Annotated in this window: 21 protein-coding genes and 1 pseudogene; 14 read left to right on the plus strand and 8 right to left on the minus strand. The window is 70.4% G+C overall.

What is annotated here, in order from left to right; genetic code table 11:
- Positions 1–152: pseudogene (locus SSMG_RS44725) on the plus strand (snapalysin family zinc-dependent metalloprotease); the annotation flags it as partial.
- Between the two features lie 126 nt (positions 153–278).
- Here the strand turns inward: SSMG_RS44725 and SSMG_RS11680 are convergent.
- On the minus strand, positions 279–1,004 hold the full coding sequence (locus SSMG_RS11680; protein WP_037716969.1) for a class I SAM-dependent methyltransferase: 726 nt from the start codon (positions 1,002–1,004) through the stop codon (positions 279–281).
- 83 nt (positions 1,005–1,087) lie between these two features.
- Here SSMG_RS11680 and SSMG_RS46800 point away from each other — a divergent pair, with 83 nt between their 5' ends.
- Positions 1,088–2,287 (plus strand): sensor histidine kinase, encoded by a 1,200-nt coding sequence (locus SSMG_RS46800; RefSeq protein ID WP_009075923.1) that lies wholly within the window; start codon positions 1,088–1,090, stop codon positions 2,285–2,287.
- A complete protein-coding gene (locus tag SSMG_RS11690) occupies positions 2,284–2,928 on the plus strand; it encodes a response regulator transcription factor (RefSeq protein ID WP_009075924.1) in 645 nt (214 codons plus the stop codon). Before SSMG_RS46800 ends, SSMG_RS11690 begins: the two co-directional genes overlap by 4 nt.
- Here the strand turns inward: SSMG_RS11690 and SSMG_RS11695 are convergent.
- Together SSMG_RS11695 and SSMG_RS11700 are read right to left on the minus strand one after the other, a co-directional pair.
- Entirely contained in the window at positions 2,912–4,591 is a 1,680-nt protein-coding gene (locus SSMG_RS11695) for a GGDEF domain-containing protein (protein WP_037713384.1), read from the minus strand. The two genes, SSMG_RS11690 and SSMG_RS11695, sit on opposite strands and share 17 nt — an antisense overlap.
- Before the next feature lie 145 nt (positions 4,592–4,736).
- Positions 4,737–5,843, minus strand: coding sequence for a lycopene cyclase family protein (locus SSMG_RS11700; protein WP_009075927.1), 1,107 nt, complete (start codon positions 5,841–5,843; stop codon positions 4,737–4,739).
- A 38-nt stretch (positions 5,844–5,881) separates the two neighbouring features.
- On the opposite strand from SSMG_RS11700, the gene SSMG_RS11705 reads away from it, so the two are divergent.
- From SSMG_RS11705 to SSMG_RS11730, 6 genes are all read left to right on the plus strand, one after another.
- Positions 5,882–7,444 carry a deoxyguanosinetriphosphate triphosphohydrolase family protein gene (locus tag SSMG_RS11705; RefSeq protein ID WP_009075929.1) on the plus strand — a complete coding sequence of 521 codons (1,563 nt, stop codon included), beginning with the start codon at positions 5,882–5,884 and terminating at the stop codon, positions 7,442–7,444.
- A gap of 41 nt (positions 7,445–7,485) precedes the next feature.
- The gene (locus SSMG_RS11710; RefSeq protein ID WP_009075932.1) at positions 7,486–7,977 is read left to right on the plus strand and encodes a GNAT family N-acetyltransferase; all 492 of its coding nucleotides are present in this window, start codon (positions 7,486–7,488) and stop codon (positions 7,975–7,977) included.
- Positions 7,978–8,239: 262 nt separating this feature from the next.
- Positions 8,240–11,044, plus strand: coding sequence for a S8 family serine peptidase (locus SSMG_RS11715; RefSeq protein ID WP_050788151.1), 2,805 nt, complete (start codon positions 8,240–8,242; stop codon positions 11,042–11,044).
- A 49-nt stretch (positions 11,045–11,093) separates the two neighbouring features.
- Positions 11,094–11,771, plus strand: a complete 678-nt coding sequence (locus SSMG_RS11720; protein ID WP_037713387.1) for an acVLRF1 family peptidyl-tRNA hydrolase — start codon at positions 11,094–11,096, stop codon at positions 11,769–11,771.
- Positions 11,772–11,938: 167 nt separating this feature from the next.
- A complete protein-coding gene (locus SSMG_RS11725; RefSeq protein ID WP_037713389.1) occupies positions 11,939–13,567 on the plus strand; it encodes an ABC-F family ATP-binding cassette domain-containing protein in 1,629 nt (542 codons plus the stop codon).
- A gap of 179 nt (positions 13,568–13,746) precedes the next feature.
- The gene (locus SSMG_RS11730) at positions 13,747–13,956 is read left to right on the plus strand and encodes a helix-turn-helix domain-containing protein (RefSeq protein ID WP_003071237.1); all 210 of its coding nucleotides are present in this window, start codon (positions 13,747–13,749) and stop codon (positions 13,954–13,956) included.
- Here the strand turns inward: SSMG_RS11730 and SSMG_RS11735 are convergent.
- Positions 13,943–15,265: a glycosyltransferase 87 family protein gene (locus tag SSMG_RS11735; protein WP_009075941.1), complete on the minus strand. Its 1,323-nt coding sequence runs from the start codon at positions 15,263–15,265 to the stop codon at positions 13,943–13,945. The genes SSMG_RS11730 and SSMG_RS11735 overlap by 14 nt on opposite strands.
- 245 nt (positions 15,266–15,510) lie before the next feature.
- Here SSMG_RS11735 and SSMG_RS11740 point away from each other — a divergent pair, with 245 nt between their 5' ends.
- The gene (locus SSMG_RS11740) at positions 15,511–17,343 is read left to right on the plus strand and encodes an ABC transporter ATP-binding protein (RefSeq protein ID WP_286157045.1); all 1,833 of its coding nucleotides are present in this window, start codon (positions 15,511–15,513) and stop codon (positions 17,341–17,343) included.
- Between the two features lie 74 nt (positions 17,344–17,417).
- Here the strand turns inward: SSMG_RS11740 and SSMG_RS11745 are convergent, their stop codons facing one another.
- A complete protein-coding gene (locus SSMG_RS11745; RefSeq protein WP_286156948.1) occupies positions 17,418–18,143 on the minus strand; it encodes a sugar isomerase domain-containing protein in 726 nt (241 codons plus the stop codon).
- Between the two features lie 69 nt (positions 18,144–18,212).
- Between SSMG_RS11745 and SSMG_RS11750 the strand changes: the two genes are divergently transcribed.
- The 4 genes from SSMG_RS11750 to SSMG_RS11765 all read left to right on the plus strand — a co-directional run bounded on the left by SSMG_RS11750 (position 18,213) and on the right by SSMG_RS11765 (position 22,199).
- Positions 18,213–18,953, plus strand: coding sequence for an alpha/beta hydrolase (locus tag SSMG_RS11750; protein WP_199785878.1), 741 nt, complete (start codon positions 18,213–18,215; stop codon positions 18,951–18,953).
- An 89-nt stretch (positions 18,954–19,042) separates the two neighbouring features.
- Complete coding sequence (locus SSMG_RS11755; RefSeq protein WP_009075946.1) at positions 19,043–20,296, plus strand: cyclopropane-fatty-acyl-phospholipid synthase family protein; 1,254 nt, start codon at positions 19,043–19,045, stop codon at positions 20,294–20,296.
- A gap of 109 nt (positions 20,297–20,405) precedes the next feature.
- Positions 20,406–21,599 carry an LCP family protein gene (locus SSMG_RS11760; RefSeq protein ID WP_037713397.1) on the plus strand — a complete coding sequence of 398 codons (1,194 nt, stop codon included), beginning with the start codon at positions 20,406–20,408 and terminating at the stop codon, positions 21,597–21,599.
- 75 nt (positions 21,600–21,674) lie between these two features.
- On the plus strand, positions 21,675–22,199 hold the full coding sequence (locus tag SSMG_RS11765; RefSeq protein ID WP_100266764.1) for a GNAT family N-acetyltransferase: 525 nt from the start codon (positions 21,675–21,677) through the stop codon (positions 22,197–22,199).
- A 60-nt stretch (positions 22,200–22,259) separates the two neighbouring features.
- Here SSMG_RS11765 and SSMG_RS42305 read toward each other — a convergent pair whose 3' ends face one another.
- From SSMG_RS42305 to SSMG_RS11780, 3 genes are read right to left on the minus strand one after another with little or no spacing between them, the layout of a single operon-like run.
- On the minus strand, positions 22,260–23,006 hold the full coding sequence (locus tag SSMG_RS42305) for a hypothetical protein (RefSeq protein ID WP_009075951.1): 747 nt from the start codon (positions 23,004–23,006) through the stop codon (positions 22,260–22,262).
- A complete protein-coding gene (locus SSMG_RS11775; RefSeq protein ID WP_037713400.1) occupies positions 23,003–23,614 on the minus strand; it encodes an RNA polymerase sigma factor in 612 nt (203 codons plus the stop codon). Before SSMG_RS11775 ends, SSMG_RS42305 begins: the two co-directional genes overlap by 4 nt.
- Entirely contained in the window at positions 23,611–23,859 is a 249-nt protein-coding gene (locus SSMG_RS11780) for a hypothetical protein (RefSeq protein WP_009075953.1), read from the minus strand. Before SSMG_RS11780 ends, SSMG_RS11775 begins: the two co-directional genes overlap by 4 nt.
- Positions 23,860–23,916: the final 57 nt, after the last annotated feature.

Here is a 23,916-nt window from a genome sequence, read left to right on the forward strand (position 1 = left end):
TGCACGGAGCTGATGTCGGGCACGGCCCGGGCACGTCGTGCACCAACGCGAAGCCGGACGCACAGGAGTCGGCGAAGGTGCAGCAGCTGTGGGCAACGGGTTCCGGACCGAGGGCACGCGGGTCACGACGACTGTCTACTGAGGACTCGTGAGTGTTTGTGCCGGTTCTAACCGGCACAAACACTCACGACACCCCAGCGCCCTCGGGCCCTCGCAGGGAGGCCCTCGCCGGACCTCGTGAGTGCCGGTGCCGGTTAGCACCAGCACTCACGACGCCGCTATTCCGCGTGCAGCACGAAAAACAGGAAGCTCGGGCTCACACACAGCATCCGGTAGTCCTCCGGGAACAGCTTTTCCGCCTCCGGCACCGGTTTCGGCTCGCTGATCACCGAGATCCGGAACCCGGCCGCGGCGAACGCGTCGGTCATCGCGTGCAGCGGCCGGTTCCAGAAGCGCATCGGGGTCGTGCTCCCGCCGACCTCCCAGTCCTCGGTCCAGGCGTAAGTGACCGAATAGTCGGTCTGCTGCCCGGCTTGCCGCTGCAGCAGGTGGATCACGAACGGATGGTCGACCACCACGATCAGCCGTCCGCCGGGCTTGAGGATGCGGTGGAACTCGCCGAGCGTCGGGCCCCAGTCCTCGAGGTAGTGCAGCACGAGCGAGGCGACGACGTCGTCGAACGCGTGGTCCGCGTAGGGGAGCGGCTCGGCCACGTCGGCGACGCGCAGGTCCGCGTCGGGCCCGAGCCGTCGGCGGGCGATTTCGAGCATGCCGCTGCTGAGGTCGAATCCGGACACTTCCGCGCCGCGTTCGCGCAGTGAGGCGGTCAGCGGCCCGGCGCCGCAGCCCGCGTCGAGAATCCGCCGCCCGGCCACGTCCCCGGCCAGCGCCAGCACAGCGGGCCGCTCGTAGTACGCGTTCTGGATTTCGGTGTCCGACCAGCTGGCATAGGTGTCGGCCAGCAGGTCGTAATCGTTGATCACGGTGCTCTCTTCGGGAGGCATGCGGTCCACGGTGCCAGAAAACCGGCGGCCGGGTCCCGCCCTGGAGGGAGGCGTCCGCCGGGACCGCCTGTCAGGATTGGCGCGTGCGTTTCTTCCGTCCGCTGGTCAGCGGGGTCACCTATCGCCGGTGGGTGTACCTGATCCTCGGCGCCGCGCTCAGCGTGCCGTACCTGTTGCTCGCCATGGTCGCGATGCCCGCGCTGGTGCCGTTCGCCACGACGATGGGCTGGGCGAGCCTCACCGGTTTCGTCGTGATGCTGGTCGTGCTGGCCGCGACCGCGTTCCTGCCCGCGGTGCGAGTGCTGGAGGCCGCGGCGGTGCGGGAACTGCTCGCGCAGGCCGCGCCGGGACGCGGGCGCGTGCGGTGCGCGGCGATGTTCGTGCTGCACGTCGTGGCCGGTCTGTGCACCGGGCTCGCGACGCTCGCGATCCCGGCCGGATTCGGGTTCGCGATCAACGCGGTCTTCACCGGTCGGCTTGTCGACACCCCGGATTTCCAGCTGACCGTTCCGCGCGGCTGGGCTTCGGCGTGGCTGCCCGCGGCGTTCGTGGCGGCTTTCGTTGTGCTGATCTACTTCGTGTGGGGCGTCGGCGGACTGCTGCGCCGCGCGGCGGCCCGGTTGCTCGGCTGGTCCGCCGCCGAAAGGATCGCGCAGCTCGAACGCCGCACCGACTTGCTCGCCGAACGCACCCGGCTCGCGCGCGAACTCCACGATTCCGTCGGACACGCGCTTTCGGTGGTCACGCTGCAAGCCGGGGCCGCGCGGCGGACGTTGCACACCGATCCCGGCTTCACCGAGGAAGCGCTCACCGCGATCGAGGAATCCGCTCGCACCGCGCTCGACGATCTCGACCACGTCCTCGGCCTGCTCCGCGACGAAGCACGCGACCGGACGCCGCACGCGGGTCTCGCCAAGCTGCCCGCGCTGATCGCCGTGACGCAGCAGTCCGGGACGGAGTGCCACGTCGAGGTGCAGGGCGATGTCTCGACCGTGCCAGCGGTGGTTTCCCGTGAGGTGTACCGGATCCTGCAGGAATGCTTGACCAACGCGGTGCGGTACGCGGGCAAGGTGCCGGTCACCGTCGCGCTGGCGGTCGCGGACGGGCAATTGCGCGCCGCGGTCGCGAACCCGCTCGGCTCGGCGCGGCCGTCGCGCGCCCGCGGCGGACGGGGTCTGCGGGGCATGGCGGAGCGGGCGGAACTGGTGGGTGGCAAGCTGTCGGCGGGACCGGTGGGCGGAAACTGGGAGGTCGTGGTGACGGTGCCGTGGGGGAACCGGTGAGCGTGCGGGTCCTGCTGGTGGACGACGAACGGCTGATCCGGGCCGGGCTGCGCGCGATCGTGGACAGCGAACCGGACCTGACTGTGGTCGGCGAAGCCGCCGACGGCGCCGAGGTGCCGGGTCTCGTCGGGCAGTTGCGGCCGGACGTGGTGCTGATGGACGTGCGGATGCCCGCGGTGGACGGGATCCGGGCGACGGAGCATCTTCTGTCCACTGTGGAGGATCCGCCGAAGGTGATCGTGGTGACCACCTTCGAAAACGACGACTACGTGTACGACGCGCTGCTCGCCGGGGCCAGCGGGTTCCTGCTGAAACGGGCTCGCCCGGAGGAGATCGTCGCCGGGATCCGCACGGTGCTGGCGGGGGATTCGCTGCTGTTCCCGGCCGCGATCCGGGGCATGGCCGCGCGCCGCTCGCCGGGTGCCGCGGCCCCGCTGGACTTCCTGACCGAACGGGAACGCGACGTCCTGCGGCTGATGGCGGCGGGACTGTCCAACGGGGAGATCGCGGCGGAGCTGTACCTGGGGCTGCAGACGGTGAAAACGCACGTCGGCAACGTGCTGTCGAAGCTGGGCGCGCGGGACCGGACGCAGGCGGTGATCCGGGCGTACGAGTCGGGGTTCGTCAGGCCGAGCGGCTGATGGCGACGTCGCGTCCGATGCCGCGCAGCACTTCGACGCGGTCGCTGCCGGGGCGGCTGAGGACCCAGCTGGAGCCCGGGACGGCTTTGGCGCGTTTCTTGAGCGGGGCGAGGAGCCGGGAAGCGTCCCGATAGGACGGAATGGTCCCGCTGCCGCACACCAGCGTCGCCAGCGACACCGTCACCGGCATGCCCTCGGCGGACCAATGCGTGTCCAGCAAAGCCGCGGCGACCGTGCCGATCTCGTCCACGTCGCACACGATCAGGAAGTCGTCGCCGCCCACGTGGCTCACGCGCATCCGCGGCAGCCGCCGGGCGAGGTCGGTCAGCGTCTCGCCCAGTGCGCGGATCAGGTCGTCTCCCGCGGCGAACCCGGCGTTGTCGTTGACCGACTTGAACGCGTCCACGTCCAGCCACGCCGCCACGAACTGCTCGCCGCTCGCGATGCGGCGTTCGACGTCGCGCGCCGCCGCTTCGCTGCCCGGCAGGCGGGTGAGCGGGCTGAGCGTGACCGCCTCCTCGACCTTCGCCTCGGCGACCCCGCGCACGACCTCGGTCACCAGCACCACGCCGAGGCAGTGCCCGGCCGCGTCGACCACCACGACGTCGTCTCCGGTGCGGCCCCAATCGGCGTCGGTGACCAGTTCCAGGAACTCCAGCGCGCTCGCGCCCGCCTCGATCAGGTGCGGTTTGTCCGCCAGCCGCGCGGCGGGTCGCTTCGCGTGCAGGGCGTGTCCGTACGGGCCGGTGATGGTCACGAGGAACCGCGTCCGGTCGACTGACCACTGTGGACGGTTGTCCGCGTCGACGCCGACCACGCCGCTCGGCGCGTCCGCGGCGGCGAGGACCTCGCGGACGTCGTCGCAGGTCGCGTCTACCGGCAAGGTCGTGGCCGGGCGCAGGAAATCGCCGACGCGCGGGGCCTGCGGCGGCGCGGGCGTGCGGCGGTCCTCCGGGAGGACCGCGCCGGAGGCGGGCGCGGACCGGTGCGGAGCGGGCGGCGCGAGCAGATTGCCCTGCGCGATCCGGACGCCGAGGCTCTGCGCCGCGTCGAGCTGCGACTCGGTCTCGATCCCGGTCGCGACCAGCCGGGTGTTCGTGCGCGTCGTGTAGTGCAGCAGCGCCTCGACGACCGCGGTCGACGCCGGGTCGCCGGGCAGGCCGCGCAGCACGCTGCGGTCGAGCTTCACCAGGTCCACCGGCGACTGCGCGAGCAGCGCCAGCGGCAGGTCGCCGCGGCCGAGCCCGTCGAGTGCGAGCCGGAAGCCCTGTTCGGTGAGCGCGCGCATGCCGTCGAGCAGGCGGCCGGTGGGCAGGTGCGTGAACGGCGGCCCGATCTCGAGCACGACGTCGCGGGTGCGCCGTCCGGCCGCGCCGAGTTCGGCGATCAGTTCGGCGAACGCCTCCAGCGGCGACGCGAGCGTGCGCGCGGAGACGTTGAGGTGCAGCGGGAGCGCGCTGGGGCGCTCGGCTTCCTGCCGCACCGCGGCGGCGGCCAGCCCGAGGTCGACCTCGGTGAGCCGGCCCGCGCGGCGGGCCTCGGCGAGCAGTTCGTGCGCCGTGCCCCGGCCCGGCCGGGCCAGTGCTTCGTACGCGACGACTCCGCCGGTGTGCAAGCTGTACATCGGCTGGAAGGCGAATCGGACCGCACGCAGCGTCGTCACGGAGGCGATACTCGCACCGCCGAACCCGACTGCGAAACCGTTGTCAGCTGATGTTCACCAGCGCGGCACTTTGGCCACCGGATCGGAGTAACAAAACGCTTTTCGCGTTCCCTCGATCGGGAGCGGGAAAATTCCCGGCACGGACTCAGCCGAGCAGCCTCCGGCGAAGCCCGGCCGGGGCGGCGCGGAACAGGTTTGCCATGGTCGAGGCCGTGCCGGGCAGGTCGGCACGGCCCGAGGTGAACGCGCGCTGCGCCGGGACCGGGAGACTGAAGAACAGGTCGAAAAATTGCGCTGACTGCGCAGGTGACATTCCGCACAATGCACGGAGTCCGTGGCGGCGCAAGGCATGCACCGCGCGGGCTTCGGCCGGCCACAATGCCTTCCGGGCAGCACTGGCGGCCGCCGTTGGACCCGCGTCGAACGAATCCGCGAGAGCCTCCGCGACGCGGGGCGCGAGCTGCAGCGCGGTCGCGAGGCTGTAGCCGGTCGCCGGGTGGACGAGCGCGCCCGCGACCCCGAACGGCACCGCCTGGCCGCGCTTCGGCAGCGGGACGTCGAGCACGATCCGCACCCGCTCGACCCGGCCCGCCGGACGGATTCCGGCCGCGGCGAGCCGGGCATGCAGCCGCTGGGCCAGTTCGGACACCGGGAGCCCGGGCTTGCGGGCCAGGGAGGTCTCCTCGACCAGGACGGAGCCGTCGCCGAGGGGCAGCAGGTAGCGGAAGCTGTCCGTGCCGTCGCGCCAGTCCATGAAGACCGCAGTGTCGGGCGGGACCAGTCGCTCGGCTTGGTCCGCGGGCAGCACGAGCCCGTACGCGGTCTGCTCGGCGCGCGGAGGCCGGAGCTTGGGCGCGCCCGACGCGTCGACGAACACCGCGGCAGCGAGACGCCGCCCGTCGGCGAGGAGGACCGTCGAACCGTGCGGGCCGTGGTCCGCACCGGTCGCCTTGCCCGTGATGATCTGGACCGCCGGTTCGGTGAGCCACTCGCGCAGCCCGGCGTTGTCGAGCACCCGGTACGCCCGGTCGACGCGGTGCTCGCGGGTCCCGAACGCCAGCGTCGTCGCCGGTGCCGCGGCGATCGCTTTGTCCGGCAATTCGGGGACTTCGTCGGCCCACAGTCCGTAGGTATTCGGCCACTTTCGGTGCGGATCCGGGTCGAGCACGGCCGTTTCCAGGCCCCGCCGGGCGCACGCCGCCGCCAGCGCCCGTCCGGCCGGGCCGCCGCCCGCCACCAGCACGTCGGTCATCCCGCAATCCTGCCGGACGGGCGGATACGGTGGGACACATGGACGACACCGATCCGAGGGCAGCGCGCCGGGACCCGGCGAACGGGGCGGGCGGGTTCACCGATCTGGCGACCAGCCCGTTCCGCGTCGACCGCGACCGGATCACCGCGTCGCCGTTCTTCGCGCGGCTCGGCGGCGTCACCCAGGTGGTCAGCGCCGGCGGCGCCGGGCTGCTGCACAACCGGCTGACGCACAGCCTGAAGGTCGCGCAGGTCGCGCGCGGGATCGCGGAGCGGATCACCGGATCGAGCGAGTCGGCCGAACTGGCCGCGAAACTCGGCGGCTGCGACCCGGACGCGTGCGAGGCCGCCGCGCTGGCGCACGACCTCGGGCACCCGCCGTTCGGGCATCTCGGCGAGCAGACCCTGGACCGGATCGCGCGGCACCGGTTCGGCCTCGCCGACGGGTTCGAGGGCAACGCGCAGTCGTTCCGCATCATCACGACGACGGACGTGCGCGGCCCGTCCGCGATCGGCCTCGACCTGACGACCGCCGTCCGCGCCGCGGTCCTGAAGTACCCGTGGGCGCGGCTGCACTATCCGCAGCCGCATCCGACCGAGCTGCCGAGGCCGCCCCGCGGCGCCGACGAACCCGACGACGCTCCCGGCACCGGCGCGAGCAAGTTTTCCGCCTACGTCACGGAATTGGACGACTTCGAACAGGCGCGGGCCCCGTTCGCCGGGCGGATCGAGCCGTGGCAGCAGACGGTGGAAGCGTCCGTGATGGACACGGCCGACGACATCGCGTACGCGATCCACGACCTGCAGGACTTCCACCGCATCGGCGTCCTGCAGCACGCCCCCGTCGCCGCCGAACTGGGGGAGTGGCTGGCGCACGCCGTCGACCTGGCTTCGCTGGACGACGCCCGGCTGACCGCGGAAATCCGCCGCCCAGGCCGTTCCCTGGAACGGATGCGCCGCCGCATGCACCTGAAGGACAGCTGGATCGTGGACGACGACGCCTTCGCCGCGGCGGTCGCGCGCGTCCAACGGGAACTGGTCGACGGCCTGCTCGCGGACGGCTTCGACGGCTCGACCGAAGCCGAACAGGCGACCGCCGCGTTCTCCGCGAACTGGATGGCGCGGCTGGTGGACGGCGTTTTCGTCCTGTCGTCGCCCCCGACCCGGTCCGGGCACGTCTCGCTGCGGCCCGCGCAGTGGCACGAGGTGCAGGTCCTGAAGTTCGTCCACCGCCGGTTTGTGTTGCTGCGCCCCGATCTCGCCCTGCATCAGCGCGGTCAGGCCAGCCTGGTCACGACGCTGGTCGACGCGCTCGATGCGTGGCTCCTGGACCGCGACGAGGCCTCCCGCTTGCCGCGGCGGCTGCACGACCTGATGGAACTGGCGCACGGCGAGTACTCGGACCTCGCCCGGACCGCGCCGGAGCTGCTGGTGGGCGCGACGGGCGAACGGATCGAAGGCGCGGACGCGGTGCGCGGCCTGGCCCGGGGGCGCGCGGTCGTGGACTTCGTGGCCTCGCTGACGGACAAGCAGGCGGTGACGTTGCTGGACGCGTTGTCCGGCCGGTCGAGCCAGCCCTGGTCGGATTCCTTTGTGCTGTAAATGAGTTGCGCGGGCCGGTGTCCGGTCAGCACGGTAGGCAGATGCCGTTGACGATCCGGGAAGCCGGCGCCGGCGATTGGCCGGGGATCTGGCCGATCATCCGGGACGTGGTGACCGAGCAGCAGACCTTCCCCTACGACCCGGCGATGAGCGAATCGGAGGCCCGTCGGCAGTGGCTGGTTCCCGCCCCGGCCCGAGTGGTCGTCGCGGCCGAGGGCGACCGGGTGCTGGGCACGGCGAACATGTACGCCAACCGGCCGGGGCCGGGCAGCCATGTCGCTTCGGGGAGTTTGATGGTCTCCCGGGACGCGCGCGGCTCCGGCGTCGGGCGGGCATTGGTGGTGGACCTGATCGCCTGGGCCCGGCGGTCGGGGTTCGCGGCGATCCAGTTCAACGCGGTGGTGGAGACCAATGCGCCCGCGATCCGGCTGTACGAGAGCCTGGGGTTCGTGACGCTGGGGGTCGCGCCGGGAGCGTTTCAGCATCCGGTCGAGGGACGGGTCGGGTTGCGCGTCATGTGGCTGGAGCTGTGACTCGCGGCTTCGCGCAACGGGAGAGGGCCGGGAGGGAGGAGAGGGTCTCCGCCGAACGGCCTACGACCTCCGGCGGGCAACGGATATTGCCTCACCAACGTCACCCCAACGGCCGTTTTTCCCGGACAGAAGTGGTACTTAGCTGGATCCAGCCGGTGATCACCGGCGTTGGCCAGCGTGAGTCGGGGCACGCGGTGTGAGATCGGAGGCGCACGTGCGTCGTACCCGTTCACCTGGAGCCTCGACAAGAAGACGGACGGGCGTGGTCGCCGCGGCGGTGCTGGCCGCCGGGCTGGCGGCACCGCCCCTCGCGGACGCGCAGGAGTCCACTGTGGACTCCACGGCGAACAAGCAGATCGCCGCTTTGCAAGCAGTCAAAGCAGGACAGACCGCGACTGAGTCCAAAATAGACAGCAAGCTGCTCGTGCAGGAAAAGATGCGCACGCGGAGCCTGAGCGCGGCCGCGTTGCCGGGGCTTGCCAAGGCCGCTGACAAGGCACTGGTCGACATCCGCGTCACGAAGGTCAGCGACGGGCTCGTCAACGACCTGCGCCAGGCCGGGGCCGAGGTGCGTGCCGTGTCGAGTGCCGCGGCGAGCATTCGCGCCGAGGTGCCGTTGACCGCATTGCCGGAGATCGCGAAGCGCGGCGACGTGAAGCACGTCGAAACCGCGGACCAGGCGATGACGGCGCGGCAGCGGATAACCAAAGAAGACCCGGAAACCAAGCAGCAGAAAGCTGATCGGATCGATCGGCAGCTCAAGGAAGCGATCGGAACCAAAACTCAGGTCGTCAGCGCGGGCGACCGGGCGCACAACGCGGACATCGCGCGCCAGCAGTTCGGCGTGACCGGTACCGGCGTGAAAGCGTGCGCGCTGTCCGACGGCGTCGATTCGCTCGAAGTTTCCCGTACCAAGGGCGAACTCCCGGTGGTCGATGTCCTGACCGGACAAGCCGGGAGCGGTGACGAGGGCACCGCGATGCTGGAGATCATCCACGACCTCGCCCCGAACGCGAAGCTCGGTTTCGCGACGGCATTCGCCTCCGACGCGAGCTTCGCCGACAACATCCGCAAGCTCCGCTTCGAAGCGCATTGCGACGTCATCGTCGACGACGTCATTTACTTCAAGGAATCCCCGTTCCAGGACTGGATCATCGCGCAAGCGGTGAACGACGTGACAGCCGACGGTGCGCTCTACTTCTCGTCGGCGGGCAACGAGGGCAACGTCGCCGATGGCACCGCGGCGCACTGGGAAGGCGACTTCGTCGATTCGGGCACCCCGATCGGGAAATTCGCCGGCACCGCGCACAACTTCGCGGGTGCGGCCGGAAAGCAGGTGTTCGAGCCGATCTCGGACGCCTCGTCGGCCAACATCCCGGTGACGCTGCACTGGTCCGACCCGCTCGGCGCGGCCGCGGACGACTACGACCTCTACCTCCTCGACGCGCGCGGCAACGTCGTGAGCTTCAGCCAGGACGTCCAGAACGGCACCCAGGACCCGTACGAGCAGCTGGCCACCCCGCTGTTCGGCGGCACCGGCCTGCGGCTCGCCGTGGTGAAGTTCTCCGGGGCGAGCCGATACCTGTCGCTGACCGCGTTCGGCAGCCGGTTCCGCGACTCCGCGGACGGGCTCAAGGCGTACGCCACGCCCGGCGCGGTCGTGGGCCACGCCGCGGCGCGCAAGGCGTTCGCGGTCGCCGCGGCGCCGGCCGAGGCGGCGTTCGGGCGGCCGCTCGAGCCGGGCGACCCGCCGAACCCGACCGGACCGTATCCGGCGGCGTATTCGACGGCCAGCAAGGCGGAACGGTTCAGCTCGGACGGTCCGCGACGCGTGTTCTACGAAGCCAACGGCACCCCGATCACGCCGGGCAACGTGTCGGCGACCGGAGGAGAGGTCCGGCAGAAACCGGAAATCACCGCGGCGGACGGCGTGCACACCTCGGTGAGCGGATTCAACCCGTTCTTCGGCACCTCGGCCGCGGCGCCGCACGCCGCCGCGATCGCGAGCCTCGTGCTGTCCGGCAACCCTGGACTGTCCTCTTCGGACATTCGCGAGGCGTTCCTCAAGACCGCGGTGGACATCGAAGCTCCGGGCACGGACAACCTCACCGGCGCCGGAGTGTTGTTGGCGGACAAGGTGCTGGCGTACACCGGAGCCAGCCCGCAGCCGTACGCGGAGGCGGGTCAGCCGACGGTCCGCGGACCCAGCGGCGGCAGCACGCTCAACCCCGGTGACACCGCGACTGTCACGCTGCCGGTGAAGAACACCGGCGACGGCACGGCGGTGTCCACGAGCGTCGTGCTCACTTCGCCGACTCCGGGCGTCACGATCGAGCCGCGCGCGAAGTCGTACGGCACGATCAGCCCCGGACAGACCGGAATCAACGACTTCACCGTCACGGTTCCGGCCAGCCAGCCGCTCGGTGCGCCGGTGGTGCTCAACGCGAAGGTGACGTTCGCTGGTGCGTACTCGCCGCGCACCAGCACGTTCTCGCTCCCGGTCGGCACGCCGTCGCCGGTTTCGCAGACGTTCGCCTACGCCGGTCCGGCGGTCGCGATCCCGGACAACTCGCCGCTCGGCGCGTCGGTTCCGCTGGTGGTGAGCGGAGTCGGTCCCGCGTCGAAGGTGTCGCTCTCGATCGACGGCACCACCTGCACCACGGCGGAAAAGGCGACCACGGTCGGCATCGACCACACCTACGTCAACGACCTGGTCGGCACGCTGACCTCGCCGTCCGGCGCGACGGCGACGCTGTTCCAGAAGGGCGGCGGCAGCGGCAACAACCTCTGCCAGGTGGTGTTCGACGATTCCGCGGCCAAGCTGTTCAGCTCGACCGGGTCCGCGGACGCGCCGTTCACCGGCACCTACCGCCCGGTCACGCCGCAGAGCCAGCCGGGCACGTCGGCGGACGGCACGTGGACGTTCAAGGTCGTCGACACCACGAGCGGCGACACCGGTTCGATCCGCAGCGTTTCGCTGCACGTCAACGGGTACGTGCCGGCCGGCCGTCCGGCGGACGTGCACCAGACGGTGACCACGGGGCCGGTTCGGCCTCAGCTCGCCTAGAAGGATGCGGGGCCGTCGCACCGCGCGGCGGCCCCGTACCGTTTCCGGCATGGCACGGCAGGTCGCGGGCGGCGGGCGGGCGGTGGAAGTCCCGCCCGAACGGCTCGACGGCTGGTTCGCGCGCTTCGCCGAACGCAACGACGGCGTCCGCGCCACCGTTCTCGCCGCGACCCACGTGCGAGTCACCGCGGAGAACGGCACCACGGCCACCGCGACTGTCCCGTTTGGACCGTTGCGAGAGCAGGGCGACTGGCCCGGTCTGGCCGTCGAACCGTTGCTTCAGCACGTGCGAACACCGCGGCTGATCGCGCTGCTGCTGGTGCGAAAGGGCGGGCATTCGCTCGGGCTCGCTTACGACGGCCGCGTAGTGCTCTCCCGGACCGACCGCCACCACGTGCAAGGCCGAACCGCGGCGGGCGGCTGGTCGCAGCAACGCTTCGCGCGCCGTCGCGAGGGCCAGACACGGGCCGCACTGCAGTCGGCCGCGCAAGACGCCGTCGAAGTCCTGCTGCCCCGACTGTCCGAAGTGGACGCCGTGCTGCTCGGCGGCGACCGTCGCGCGCTGGACGAACTGCGCGCTGACCGACGGCTCGCCGAGTTGTTCGACCGGGCCGAGCCGCGGGTGCTGGAAATCCCCGAACCCCGCCGCGAGGTGCTGGCCGAAGCGGCACTGCGAGCGCGTGCCGTCGAGCTGGTGGTGAGGGATCCGGCAGCGGGGCGCGAGTGAATCCGGACACGGCCGCGAAAACCGTTCGACCCCGACCCGTACACTGGAGGCGTGGTCAACCGGGTATTGGTGCGGATCCAGAGAGAGTAGCCGCCCGCCCCGCATCGCGCGCGGTGCCGGGGCGCTCCAGCACGTCCACCTGACCGCCCCCGTATCCGGGAGTTCTGTTGATCACGGCCACTGGCCTTGAGCTGCGCGCCGGTTCGCGCATCCTGCTCAACGGCGCCACCCTCCGCATCCAGTCCGGCGACCGCATCGGCCTCGTCGGCCGCAACGGCGCGGGCAAGACCACCTCGCTGAAAGTCCTCGCGGGCGAGGGCGAACCGCACGCCGGCGACGTCCGGCGCAGCGGCGAACTCGGCTATCTGCCGCAGGACCCGCGCGAGGGCGACCTGTCGGTCACCGCGAAGGACCGCGTGCTGTCCGCGCGCGGGCTCGACACCCTGCTGCGCGACATGGAAAAGGCGCAGACCGCCATGTCCGAGCTGGTCGACGACAAGCAGCGGGACAAGGCGATCAACCGCTACGCGCGGCTGGAGGAGCGGTTCTCCTCGCTCGGCGGGTACGCCGCCGAGAGCGAGGCCGCGCGGATCTGCTCGAACCTCGGCCTCGCCGACCGGATCCTGTCCCAGACGCTCAGCACGCTGTCCGGCGGCCAGCGCCGCCGCGTCGAGCTGGCGCGCATCCTGTTCGCCGCCGCCGAGGCGGGCGCGGGCGGCAAATCCGAGACGATCCTGCTGCTGGACGAGCCGACCAACCACCTCGACGCCGACTCGATCAACTGGCTGCGCGGCTTCCTCAAGCAGCACGACGGCGGGCTCGTGGTGATCAGCCACGACGTCGAACTGCTCGGCGACGTCGTGAACAAGGTGTGGTTCCTCGACGCCACGCGCGGCGAGATCGACATCTACAACATGAGCTGGCAGCGCTACCTCGACGCGCGCGCCACCGACGAGAAGCGCCGCCGCCGCGAGCGCGCGAACGCCGAGAAGAAGGCGTCCGCGCTGCAGGCGCAGGCCGCGAAGCTCGGCGCGAAGGCGACCAAGGCCGTCGCGGCCAAGAACATGGCCCGGCGCGCGGAGCAGATGCTGTCCTCGCTCGACGAGACGCGCCAGGCGGACAAGGTCGCCCGGATCAAGTTCCCGGACCCGGCCCCGTGCGGGCGCACGCCGCTGACCGCCGACGGATTGTCCAAGTCGTACGGTTCGCTCGAAATCTTCACCGGCGTCGATCTCGCGATCGACCGCGGTTCGAAGGTCGTGGTGCTCGGATTGAACGGCGCCGGAAAGACGACCCTGCTCCGGTTGCTCGGCGGAATGGAAACGCCGGACACCGGATCCGTCGAACCGGGTCACGGATTGCGTTTGGGCTATTACGCACAGGAACACGAAACTCTCGACCACGAAGCGTCGGTGTGGGAAAACATCCGCCATCTCGCGCCGGACACCGGCGCGCAGGAGCTGCGGAACCTGCTCGGGTCCTTCCTGTTCACCGGCGAACAGCTCGACCAGCCGGCCGGAACCCTGTCCGGCGGCGAGAAGACGCGGCTCGCGCTCGCTGGACTCGTGTCCAGCCAAGCCAATGTGCTGCTGCTGGACGAGCCGACGAACAACCTGGACCCGGCCAGCCGCGCGCAGGTTCTCGACGCGCTGCGCAGCTTCGCCGGCGCCGTCGTGCTGGTGACGCACGACCCGGGCGCGGTCGAGGCGCTCGAACCCGAGCGCGTGATCCTGCTTCCGGACGGCACCGAGGACCACTGGTCCGCGGATTATCTGGAACTTGTCCAGCTTGCCTGACCGAGTGCGTCCGTTCGGGTGCTGACCGTGTCGGGTACAGCACTGGAATGGCCCAATGTGATCGCGGTTTCGATCGTTTTACGGCTGTCGTCTGGCAATCCGGCGCGGAGTGTTCGATCATTGCCCCGGCAGGGGCCGCGAATGGCCCGGAACAACCACTCGGCGGGAAGGCGATCGACGTGGCTGATCTCAAGAAAGGCGCGCGGATCACCGGCAACACGCGCGACAAGCTGGCCGCTGACCTGAAGAAGAAATACGAGAAGGGCTCGAGCATCCGGGCTCTGGCCGAATCCACCGGACGGTCCTACGGGTTCGTCCACCGGGTGCTGTCGGAGTCCGGGGTCCAGCTGCGGGGGCGCGGCGGGGCCACGCGGGTCAAGAAGAAGTAGCGTCAGCGCGGCCGTTGCGCGGGGGGCGCGCGGTCGGTCCGGAGGCCCGGAAGGTCAGCGCGGCGCCGAGGAGTACCAGCGGGTACACGAGGTAGCCGTACCGGGTGGCCGGGGTAAGCAGGATCAACGCGCCGAGTCCGACGGCGGTTCGCGTCAGTGCAGCGGATCCCGTCGCGGGGGGCCGGCGTGCCAGCCAGACCAGCATCGCCACCGCCGCGAGACCCACCAGCACCAGGGAAATCGCGGCGCCGGCCGGCCCGGCCTGCGCGATCAGATGCCCGGGCAGCGGGCTCGCCGCGGGGGAGCGGACCGCGCCCATGCCGAGCGGAAAGCGGATCACGTGCTCGGTGAACGCCGCCGGGTTCGCCAGATACACCGGCAGATGCAGCGCGATCGTCGCCGCGGCCAGCGCGCCCGCGAAGCGACCCGTTGCCGCCCAAGGATTTTCGCCGCGAGCACGCCGGTAAACGAATACCGCGAGCACCGCGGCCGCCGGCGCGACGATGAGTTTCGCGCTGATCACCAGCGCCAGCACGAACCCGGTCCATCCTGGACGTCCCGTCGCGGCGAGCGCGAACGTCAGCACGAGCTGGCCGACGATCGCGAGGTCCGGTCCGGCCACCGCCCAGGTCAGCGCGGTGAGCGGGCAGGCGATCGCGAGCTGTGCGGCGAAAACCGGAAGGCGAGGCCGGTTCAGCAGCCGCCAGGACGCGTACGCGCAGAGCACCGCGGCCAGCGCGAACATCCAGCGCGCGTCGGTCAGTGCATTGAGGACGGGACTGCCGCCGAACAACGCGCGCGGCAGCCCGAAGACGGTCATCACCGGGCCGTACGGGGTGTAGTCGTTCACTTCCGGTGCGCGGTGCAGCGTGGTGATGTCGACGTACGGGGTTCCGTGCTGCAGCAACAGATTCGCGCTGCGCTCGATCACCCACACCTCGGGCTGCGCGGCCCAGGAGAACGGGGTGATCAGCCAGTCCGTTCCGGTCAGCCGCCGGATCACGAGCATCAGCAACGGCGCGCACATCGCGAGTACGACGACCGCGCCGATTCCGATCCAGCGGGAACCGAATTTGCCGTTAGTTTGCATTCCGCGGCGCGCGGAAATGGTCAGCCAGGCGCTGTGCGCGGCCGCCAATCCGTATCCGGCGACGGCGAAATTGCCCCAGATCCGGTAGCCGTAAAACTCCGAAGCGAGCGCGGTGCCGAGAGCGAAGGCGAAGCAGCCGAGATAAAAGACGAGATCCCAGGCGGCGACCCGCACGGGATGGGCCGCCTCGCCGCGCGCAGGGGCCATCAGCAGTTGCACCCGCGTTTCCTCCCCGGCTCGCCGACCCCGAAACGCCAGGCTACCGAGCCGGGGACCGCCGCCCGTGCCCCGGTCCGGCCGCGGGCGCCCCGGGGAGATCCGGCACCGGTTCCCGGAGTCGGGAAGAATGCCGGGCAGCCCGGTGTTGTGCAGGGCATCTCCGGAAAAAAGTTCAACTAATCTAGAGGTTTTCACGAGCTGGGGGACACTCCATGGACAACACCTGGGCGCTGCTGAGCTCCGCCATGCGGGCGGGCGACGCGCCGAAAGCGCTGACCCGGGGCACGGTCCGCCGGGTCGCGCGGTTCGCCCGGCCGCACTGGAAGCGGCTGCTGGCCTTCCTGGTGCTCACCGTGATCTCGGCGGTGCTCGCGGTGACGACGCCGGTGCTCGCGGGCAAGGTGGTCGACGCGATCGTCGGCGGGCACGAGCTGAACGTGGTGATCTGGCTGTCGGTGGTGATCGCGACGCTGGCGATCCTCGACGCCGGGTTCGGGCTCGCCGAACGCTGGCAGTCGGCCCGGATCGGCGAGGGCATCATCTACGACCTGCGCGTGGCGGTGTTCGGCCACGTGCAGAAGCTGCCGATCGCGTTTTTCACGCGCACCCGCACCGGTGCGCTGGTCAGCAGGCTCAACAACGACGTGATCGGCGCGCAGCGCACGTTCACCGCGACTTTGTCCGGTTTGGTCACCAATGTGATCCAGCTGGCGCTGTCGCTGGTGGTGATGATGTCGCTCTCCTGGCAGGTCACGCTCGTCGCGCTGGTGCTGTTGCCGATTTTCGTGCTGCCCGCCCGGCGGCTCGGCCGGCGCATGGCCGGACTGCAGCGCGAGGCCGCGCAGCTCAACGCCGGGATGACCACGCAGATGACCGAACGGTTCTCCGCGCCGGGCGCCACGCTGGTGAAGCTCTTCGGCCGCCCGCGCCAGGAGGTGGCCGACTTCGGCCTGCGCGCCGGACGGGTGCGCGACATCGGCGTCCGCACCGCGATGCTGACGCGCTGGTTCATGACGAGCCTGACGCTCGTGTCCGCGCTCGCGCAGGCGCTGGTCTACGGCCTCGGCGGCTACCTGGCGCTCACCGGGAAGCTCGAACCGGGCACCGTGGTGGCGCTGGCGCTGCTGCTGACCCGGCTGTACACGCCGCTGACCGCGCTCGCGAACGTGCGCGTGGACGTGATGACCGCGCTGGTGTCGTTCGAGCGGGTCTTCGAGGTGCTGGACCTGGAGCCGATGATCAAGGAACCGGCCGAGCCGAAGAAGCTGCCCGAGGGCGGGGTCTCGGTCGAGTTCTCCGACGTGAAGTTCGGGTACCCGGCGGCGGACAAGTTCTCGCTCGCGTCGCTGGAGGACGTGGCCACTTTGGACACCCGGGGCGGCGACGAGGTGCTGCACGGCATCAGCTTCCGCGCGGAGGCCGGGCAGATGGTCGCGCTGGTCGGTTCGTCCGGCGCGGGGAAGTCGACGATCGCTTCGCTGCTGCCGCGGCTGTACGACGTGGACGCCGGTTCGGTCCGGCTGTCCGATGTGGACGTCAAGGACCTGAGTTTCGCTTCGCTGCGCCAAACCGTCGGCGTGGTGACGCAGGACGGGCACCTGTTCCACGACACGATCCGGGCCAACCTGAGCTACGCGCGCCCGGACGTCGCCGACGACGAGATCTGGGCCGCGCTGGAGAAGGCGCGGCTGGGCGACCTGGTGCGCTCGCTGCCGGACGGACTCGACACGACCGTCGGCGAACGCGGCTACCGCCTCTCCGGAGGCGAACGGCAGCGGCTGACCATCGCGCGCTTGCTGCTGGCCCAGCCGAAGGTCGTCGTGCTGGACGAGGCGACCGCGCACCTGGACTCGGAATCCGAGGCGGCGGTCGGCGAGGCTCTGACCGGCGCGCTGGAAGGCCGGACGTCGCTGGTGATCGCGCACCGGCTGTCGACCGTGCGGGCGGCGGACCTGATCCTGGTGGTGGAAAACGGGAACATCGTGGAACGCGGCACGCACGAGGAACTGCTGGCTCGGGAAGGCCGGTACGCGGAGCTGTACCACACGCAGTTCTCGGAAGAGCCTGCTGCGGCGTAAGCCCTGCGGACGTACGTGAGGGGAACCCTGAGGGACTCAGAGTCCCTCAGGGTTCCCCTCACGTACCTCGCGGGTCAGCGCAGTGCGGGAACCCGCGGTTCGTACTTGGCCAGCAGCGCCGCGTTCGCCGCGTCGCCACCCTCCACATTGGAGCTGCGCCACAGCGGAACGTCGAGCCCCTCCGCGGTGCCCCGGTCGTAAACCTCGGTCAGGATCAGGTTCCACAGGGACGCATTGACCACAGTGGACAGTGGACCGGTGCGCGGCGCGGAAGCCGGATAGCTGGCGTCGCCGGGGATCACCAGCGAATCCAGCACCACAGTGCCTTCCTCGACCAACGTCGTGGCCGACCGGCGCGGCGCGGCGGCCACGCAAGCCCGCGACGTCACGGCGATCACCGCGGCGCCCCGGCGGCGCGCGCCGGCGGCCAGTTCGACCGGGTACGGATTCACGCCGGACGTGGAGAACACGACCAGCACGTCGTCCGGTCCCGGCGCGCGTTCGGCCAGTACTTCTTCGGCGAGCCCGGAACGGCGCTCGGTGCGCGTGCTCTGCTGCGCGCCGTGCAGCGGCAGCAGTTCCGGGTGATAGACCGGATACACGCAGGCGAGGCCGCCCGCGCGGTAGAACGTCTCGGCGACCGCCGCGAGCGAGTGCCCGGCGCCCGCGGTGAAGACCAGCGCGTCGGCCCGGATCACCCCCAGCAGCAGGTCGGCAGCGGCGGAAACCTGCGCGGCGTTGGCCTCCGCGGCCGCCGCCAGATGGTCCGAAGTGCTCTTCACGAGATCCGTGGCGCTCACCACACCTGCCCTTCCTCGCGGGTCCGGGCACCGAATCTATCGGGTGGACACGCTTCGTGGTGGATTACCGTGGAGTTGATCGGAATGGGGGTGCCGGTGAACGGGAAACGGCAAGGCGGCCAGGCGGATCCGGCTGTGCGCGGGTGGCGGGCCCCCGGGCAGACCCGCGCGGTGGCGCTCGTGTTGCACGGCGGGGCCGAAAGCAGCACCGCGGTCGTCCAGCCGTGGCGGCTGGCGTATCAGCGGATGGTGCCGCTGGCCCGCTCGCTGCACCGCGCCGGACGCCGGCACGGCCTGGAAGTCCGGCTGATGCGGAACCGGTTGTACGGCTGGAACGGGCGGATGGAAAGCCCGGTGCCGGACGCGCGCTGGGCACTGGAACAGATCCGCGCCGAGCATCCCGGGGTCCCGGTGGTCCTCGTCGGACACTCGATGGGCGGCCGCGTCGCGCTGCGCGTCGCCGACGATCCGGCGGTGACCGGGGTGTGCGCGATGGCCCCGTGGACGCCGCCGGGCGAGCCGGTGGACGCCGTGGCGGGCCGTGCGGTGCTGATCGCGCACGGCACTCGCGACCGGATGACGTCGCCCGCCGAGTCCTACGCCTTCGCCGCGCGCGCCCGCGAGGTCACCGACCTGGTCGCGCGGTTCGAGATCGCCGGCGAGGGCCATTCGATGCTCCGTCGTCCCGCGGTCTGGACCCGGCTGATGTGTGCTTTCACACTGGACCGGATCGGAGTGGGCGAGACGGACGAGACTCTTCGTCAGGCCTGGTCCCGCCCTTCCGGCGACCGGTTGCGCATTCCGGGGTAACCGGAGGGCACGGCCCGGTCGCGAAGGCAGCGGGGACGAAGCGGGAATATCATGGGGAAGGGCTCGAAAGCCCGTTCGGAGGGAGTGTCTTGTCCACGTCACGAGTCGATCCGACGGTGGTCTCGCAGCCGGTGCCCGACGAATCCCGATGGCCCGGTCTCGCCACGCCGCCGCATTCGCCGCTGCGGGCGCGCGCGGCCGAGGCGCTGTTCCGGCACGCGGTGAAATCTCTGGACGTGCGCGTCGCGTTCCCGGACGGCACGGTGCTCGGCGCGGGCGGCCCGGACGCGCCGGAAATGCGCATCCACCGGCCCGCGGCGTTCTTCCACCGGCTCGGGGCCGACGCGAAGATCGGCTTCGGCGAGGCGTACCTGGTCGGCGACTGGACCGCGGACGACCTGGCCGGCGTGCTGACCCCCTTCGCCGAGCGGCTCGCCACGCTCGTGCCGCCGTTCCTGCAGCGGTTCCGCCGGTTCGCCGAGCGCATGCAGCCGTCCGACGAGGAGAACACGATCGAGGGCGCGCGGTCGAACATCCACCGGCACTACGACCTGTCGAACGACCTGTTCAGCGCCTTCCTGGACGAGTCCATGATGTACTCCTCGGCGCTGTTCGGGCCGGGGGACACGCTCACCCAGGCGCAGCACCGCAAGCTCGACAGCGTCCTCGACTACGCCGGCGTCCGCGAGGGCAGCGAGGTGCTGGAGATCGGCACCGGATGGGGTGAACTGTCCATCCGGGCGGCCTCGCGCGGCGCGAAGGTGACGTCGCTGACCATCTCGCAGGAGCAGAAGGTGCTCGCCGACGCCCGGATCGCCGAGGCGGGCTTCTCCGACCGCGTCGACGTGCGGCTGTGCGACTACCGCGAGGCCACCGGCGAGTACGACTCCGTGGTCAGCGTGGAGATGATCGAGGCGGTCGGCGCATCCTACTGGCCCACGTTCTTCTCCACCATCGGCAAGCGGCTGCGCCCGGGCGGGCGGTTCGGCCTGCAGGCGATCACCATGGACCACGACCGGATGCTGGCCTCGGCGAAGTCCTACACGTGGATCCACAAGTACGTCTTCCCCGGCGGCATCATCCCGTCGGTGCAGGCGATCGAGGACGGGATGCGGGAGAACACCCGGCTGAAGCTGGCCGGGATGCGCGAGTTCGGCCAGGACTACGCCCGCACGCTCAAGCTGTGGCGGGACCGCTTCCAGCAGCGCTGGGACGACATCCGCGGCTTCGGGTTCGACGACGTGTTCCGGCGGATGTGGGAGTTCTATCTGGCCTACTCCGAGGCCGGGTTCCGGTCCGGTCATCTGAAGGTCCACCAGTTCGGGTTCGCCGACCCGCGCTGAGGCCGTCTCACCTCGCCGGGACAACCCGCGTAGGGTCCCGCACGTCCACCGCAGGAGGACCGTGCAGGACTGCTGCGCGGCCGCTACACCGGATCGGGGAGACAGGCCCATGACGTACGGAGGCGACGACGGCAGGCGGCGGATGCCGCCCCGGCCACCGCAGCCCCCCGCACGCCCGCGCCAGCAGCAGCGGGCGCAGATGCTGCCGCTGCCGGGGAGAGGGCAGAGCCCGTATGACGGCCGCACCCGGCCGATGGGCGCCCGCGGCGAGGCCCCGCCCCCGCCGCCGGGGCCGCCGAGGCAGGATCCGCCGGAGTACGGGGGCAGGCAGCCGCGGCCGCGCCGTCGCCGCCGGTGGAGCGTCGGCAAGATCCTGACGACGCTGCTCGTCGTGTTCGTGCTGTTCCTCGCCGGGGTCTGGGCGTATCTGGAGTTCACCATCAACCGGGTGGACGCGATCGGCGACTACTCCGGGCGCCCGGCCGCGGCGTCGGGCACGAACTGGCTGATCGTCGGCTCGGACAGTCGCCAGGGCCTGAGCGCCGAGGACGAGGAGCGGCTGGCCACCGGCGACACCGGCGAGGCGGGCGGCCAGCGCACCGACACGATCATGATCGCGCACCTTCCGGACAATTCGACGAAGCCGACGCTGCTGAGCCTGCCGCGCGACTCGCAGGTCAAGATCCCCGGCCACGGCACGAGCAAGATCAACGCCGCGTTCGCGCTCGGCGGGCCGAAACTGCTGGTCCAGACGGTCGAACAGGCCACCGGGCTGCGCATGGACCACTACGCGGAGATCGGCTTCGGCGGCTTCGCGAAGATCGTCGACGCGATCGGCGGGGTCGACATGTGCATCGACAAGGACATGAACGACACGATGACCGGCATCGAGATCAAGGCGGGCTGCCAGAAGCTCGACGGCCGGTCCGCGCTCGGGTTCGTCCGGATGCGGCACAGCGACGCGACGCCGCGCTCGGACCTCGACCGGGTGGCGAACCAGCGGAAGTTCATCGGCGCCTTGGTGAGCCAGGTGGCGAGCCCGGGGACGCTGCTGAACCCGTTCGACTTCTTCCCGCTGCTGGGCTCCGCGCCGGACGCGCTGACCATGGACACCGGCGACCACGTGCACAACCTGGTCGGCCTGGCGTTCGCGATGCGCGGCATTTCCTCCGACGGGGTCACGACCACGACGGTGCCGCTCACCGACGCTTCGGCGCAGCACTGGGACAAGAAGAAGTCGGCGCAGCTGTTCGACGCGCTGAAGAATGACACCGAGGTGCCCAAGGACATCGTGGTGAACTGACCGCTTTCGGCGGACGGCGGCGGGCTTCGCGAAATTCGCGAGCCTGCCGCCGTTTCTGCTGTCAGGATGTTTCGCATGGAAACTCTCACCGACGGTGTGGTCACCCTCGTTCGCTGGCGCTCGGAACATCAGGACACCCAGGTGGCGGCCGTCGTGGGATCCCTGGACCACTTGGCCGCGTGGATGCCCTGGGCGATCGACGGCTACGACGAGGCCAAGGGCAAGGAGTTCCTGGCACGGGCCGCCGCGCAGTGGGAAAGCGGCGAGGAATACAACTACGCGATCTTCACCCCGGACGGCGAACTGGCGGGCAGTTGCGGCCTGATGCGCCGGGATGACGGGTGGGAAATCGGGTACTGGCTGGCGAAGTCCCAGACCGGCAAGGGTTATGTGACGCGGGCGAGTGCTTTGCTGGTCTCTTTGGCTTGGCAGCTCGACGCTTCGCACGTGCTGATCAAGCACGATCTGCGAAACGTCCGCAGCGGCGCGGTTCCGGAGCGGCTGGGGTTTTCCCGAGTGGGGGAGGAGAAGGCGGAACCGCCGCTGCCGTCGGCGTGCAGCGGGGTGAATGTGATTTGGCGGCTCGAGCGGCCCGCATAAGGCGGCTTTTTCGCGACGCGGCGACGGCGCCGGTTCGGTTTGGCCGAACCGGCGCCCCCGTCAGGTCAAGGTCCGACTGGCGGCCAGACGCAATTCCTCCGGCAGGTTCCGCCCCGGCGAATAGTGAAGCCGCGCGGCCTCTTCGATCAGGGCGGCCAGCACGCTCCTCGCTGACTCGGCGGCGCGCGGGTCGCATAGCTTGACCTGCACGGTCTCCTTGAGCACCAACGCTCGGCGGACCTCCTCGACGGTGTGGCCGTCGGCCCTGGTGACCGCCACGACGTAGGGGATGCCGTGGCTTTCCAGGTAATCGATATGCGGGAACGCGTCAGCTAACCGGCTGGGGGAGACCAGGACGATTCCGCCCAGTGCGTTTTCGGCGATGCTTTCGTATTCGGCGCTGAACTGGAACGGATCCGGCATGCCGAACAGCTGGAGCGATAACTCGGCTGCCAGTACCAGTTTTCCCCGATCGGCGGGAATTCGCTTCGGATTCTCGCTGGTGCTGGGTAATTCCGTGGAAGCGGAAGCCACAAAAGCGGACTTTCCCACCCCGGTTCCGCCCGCCACCACGATCTTGTCGCGGAGAGGCGGCTTGTCCGCCTGCTCCTGACTGTCGTGACGGGACGCGTTGACGATGTCGGAGTGCGCTTTCCGCGCGTATTCGACGAGTCGAGCGAGTTCTTCCGGCTGTTTCGCAGCCAGCCGCGCACGGAGTTGTGCCGCGCTGACCCGCAAGTGCGCTGGCCGGGGCGGCACCGAGTGCTCTCCGGCGCGGATCAACTCGTCGATGATGTCGTCGTTCACGGCTGTACCCCCGGGCTCTCTCGCCTCGTGCGCTCTGCTCCGTCTGCTCCGGCGTATTCGTCGAGTCGCCCATGCGAACGAATGACCTCGCCGGCTTTGGCCAGCAGCCGCCGGATTTTGCTGCGGTGAATGCCCATGACCGCGGCTGCCTCGTCCTGGGAAAGCTGATCGACGGCGACCAGGACGAGCGCTCGTCGCATCCGGTCGTCCAGCGGTGCTTCCGCCACGGCGCGAACCAAGTCGACGCGTTGCTCCACCGTCTCGTACGGGCTCGACCATTTCTGAGCGAGCAGGTGGGCGTCCGAGGGCTCGACGAGAATGCTGTGCCGCCTTCGCCGTTCCGCGCGCCAGTAGTCGGCCACCTTCTTGCTCGCGATGCCGAAAAGCAGCCGACAGAAATCAGCCGGCGGACACGGCCTGGCGTCGACGTACGCGCTGAACGCTTCGAAGGTCTCCCAGTACACCGCTTCGGCGTCGTGCACGTCGGAAATCCGCCGTCGGACGTAGCTGTGCAATCTGTCCTGCACCTGGTCGAGCGCGAGAACGACAGCCAGCGGATCCCTTCCGTCATGCCCGGACGGCGATTCGCTCTCGGCCGGGTCGGTCACCGGGCGGTGCCTTTCGCGATCACCGTGACCGTCCACTTGGCCCCGTCCGGCTCGTGCGAATGCACCTTGGCATTCGCACCCGCCCGCGCCGCGGTCGCCACCAGGCCGATCATGGTGTCGCCCCGGCGGCGGGCCCGCGCCGAGGCGATTCTGGCCCGCAGCGCGGAGTCAGCGAGCCGGACGATGCCGGGACGGCGAACGACCACCCACTCCTCGCCGGATGCGGGTTCCCCATGGTTGGTCATCTCGGGTCTCCTTCGCGCTCGAAACTCACGACCTCTATATCGCTCGCACCGGCGTCG

Origin of the sequence: Streptomyces sp. AA4 (assembly GCF_000158875.1) — a bacterium.
Taxonomy (GTDB): domain Bacteria; phylum Actinomycetota; class Actinomycetes; order Mycobacteriales; family Pseudonocardiaceae; genus Amycolatopsis.

Bases quoted from the DNA above. Each gene is read 5' to 3' on its own strand.
- SSMG_RS11680 (WP_037716969.1), bottom strand. From the start codon at position 1,004: ATGCCTCCCGAAGAGAGCACCGTGATCAACGATTACGACCTGCTGGCC.
- SSMG_RS11700 (WP_009075927.1), bottom strand. From the start codon at position 5,843: ATGACCGACGTGCTGGTGGCGGGCGGCGGCCCGGCCGGACGGGCGCTG.
- SSMG_RS11705 (WP_009075929.1), top strand. From the start codon at position 5,882: ATGGACGACACCGATCCGAGGGCAGCGCGCCGGGACCCGGCGAACGGG.
- SSMG_RS11710 (WP_009075932.1), top strand. From the start codon at position 7,486: ATGCCGTTGACGATCCGGGAAGCCGGCGCCGGCGATTGGCCGGGGATC.
- SSMG_RS11720 (WP_037713387.1), top strand. From the start codon at position 11,094: ATGGCACGGCAGGTCGCGGGCGGCGGGCGGGCGGTGGAAGTCCCGCCC.
- SSMG_RS11740 (WP_286157045.1), top strand. From the start codon at position 15,511: ATGCGGGCGGGCGACGCGCCGAAAGCGCTGACCCGGGGCACGGTCCGC.
- SSMG_RS11760 (WP_037713397.1), top strand. From the start codon at position 20,406: ATGACGTACGGAGGCGACGACGGCAGGCGGCGGATGCCGCCCCGGCCA.
- SSMG_RS11765 (WP_100266764.1), top strand. From the start codon at position 21,675: ATGGAAACTCTCACCGACGGTGTGGTCACCCTCGTTCGCTGGCGCTCG.
- SSMG_RS11780 (WP_009075953.1), bottom strand. From the start codon at position 23,859: ATGACCAACCATGGGGAACCCGCATCCGGCGAGGAGTGGGTGGTCGTT.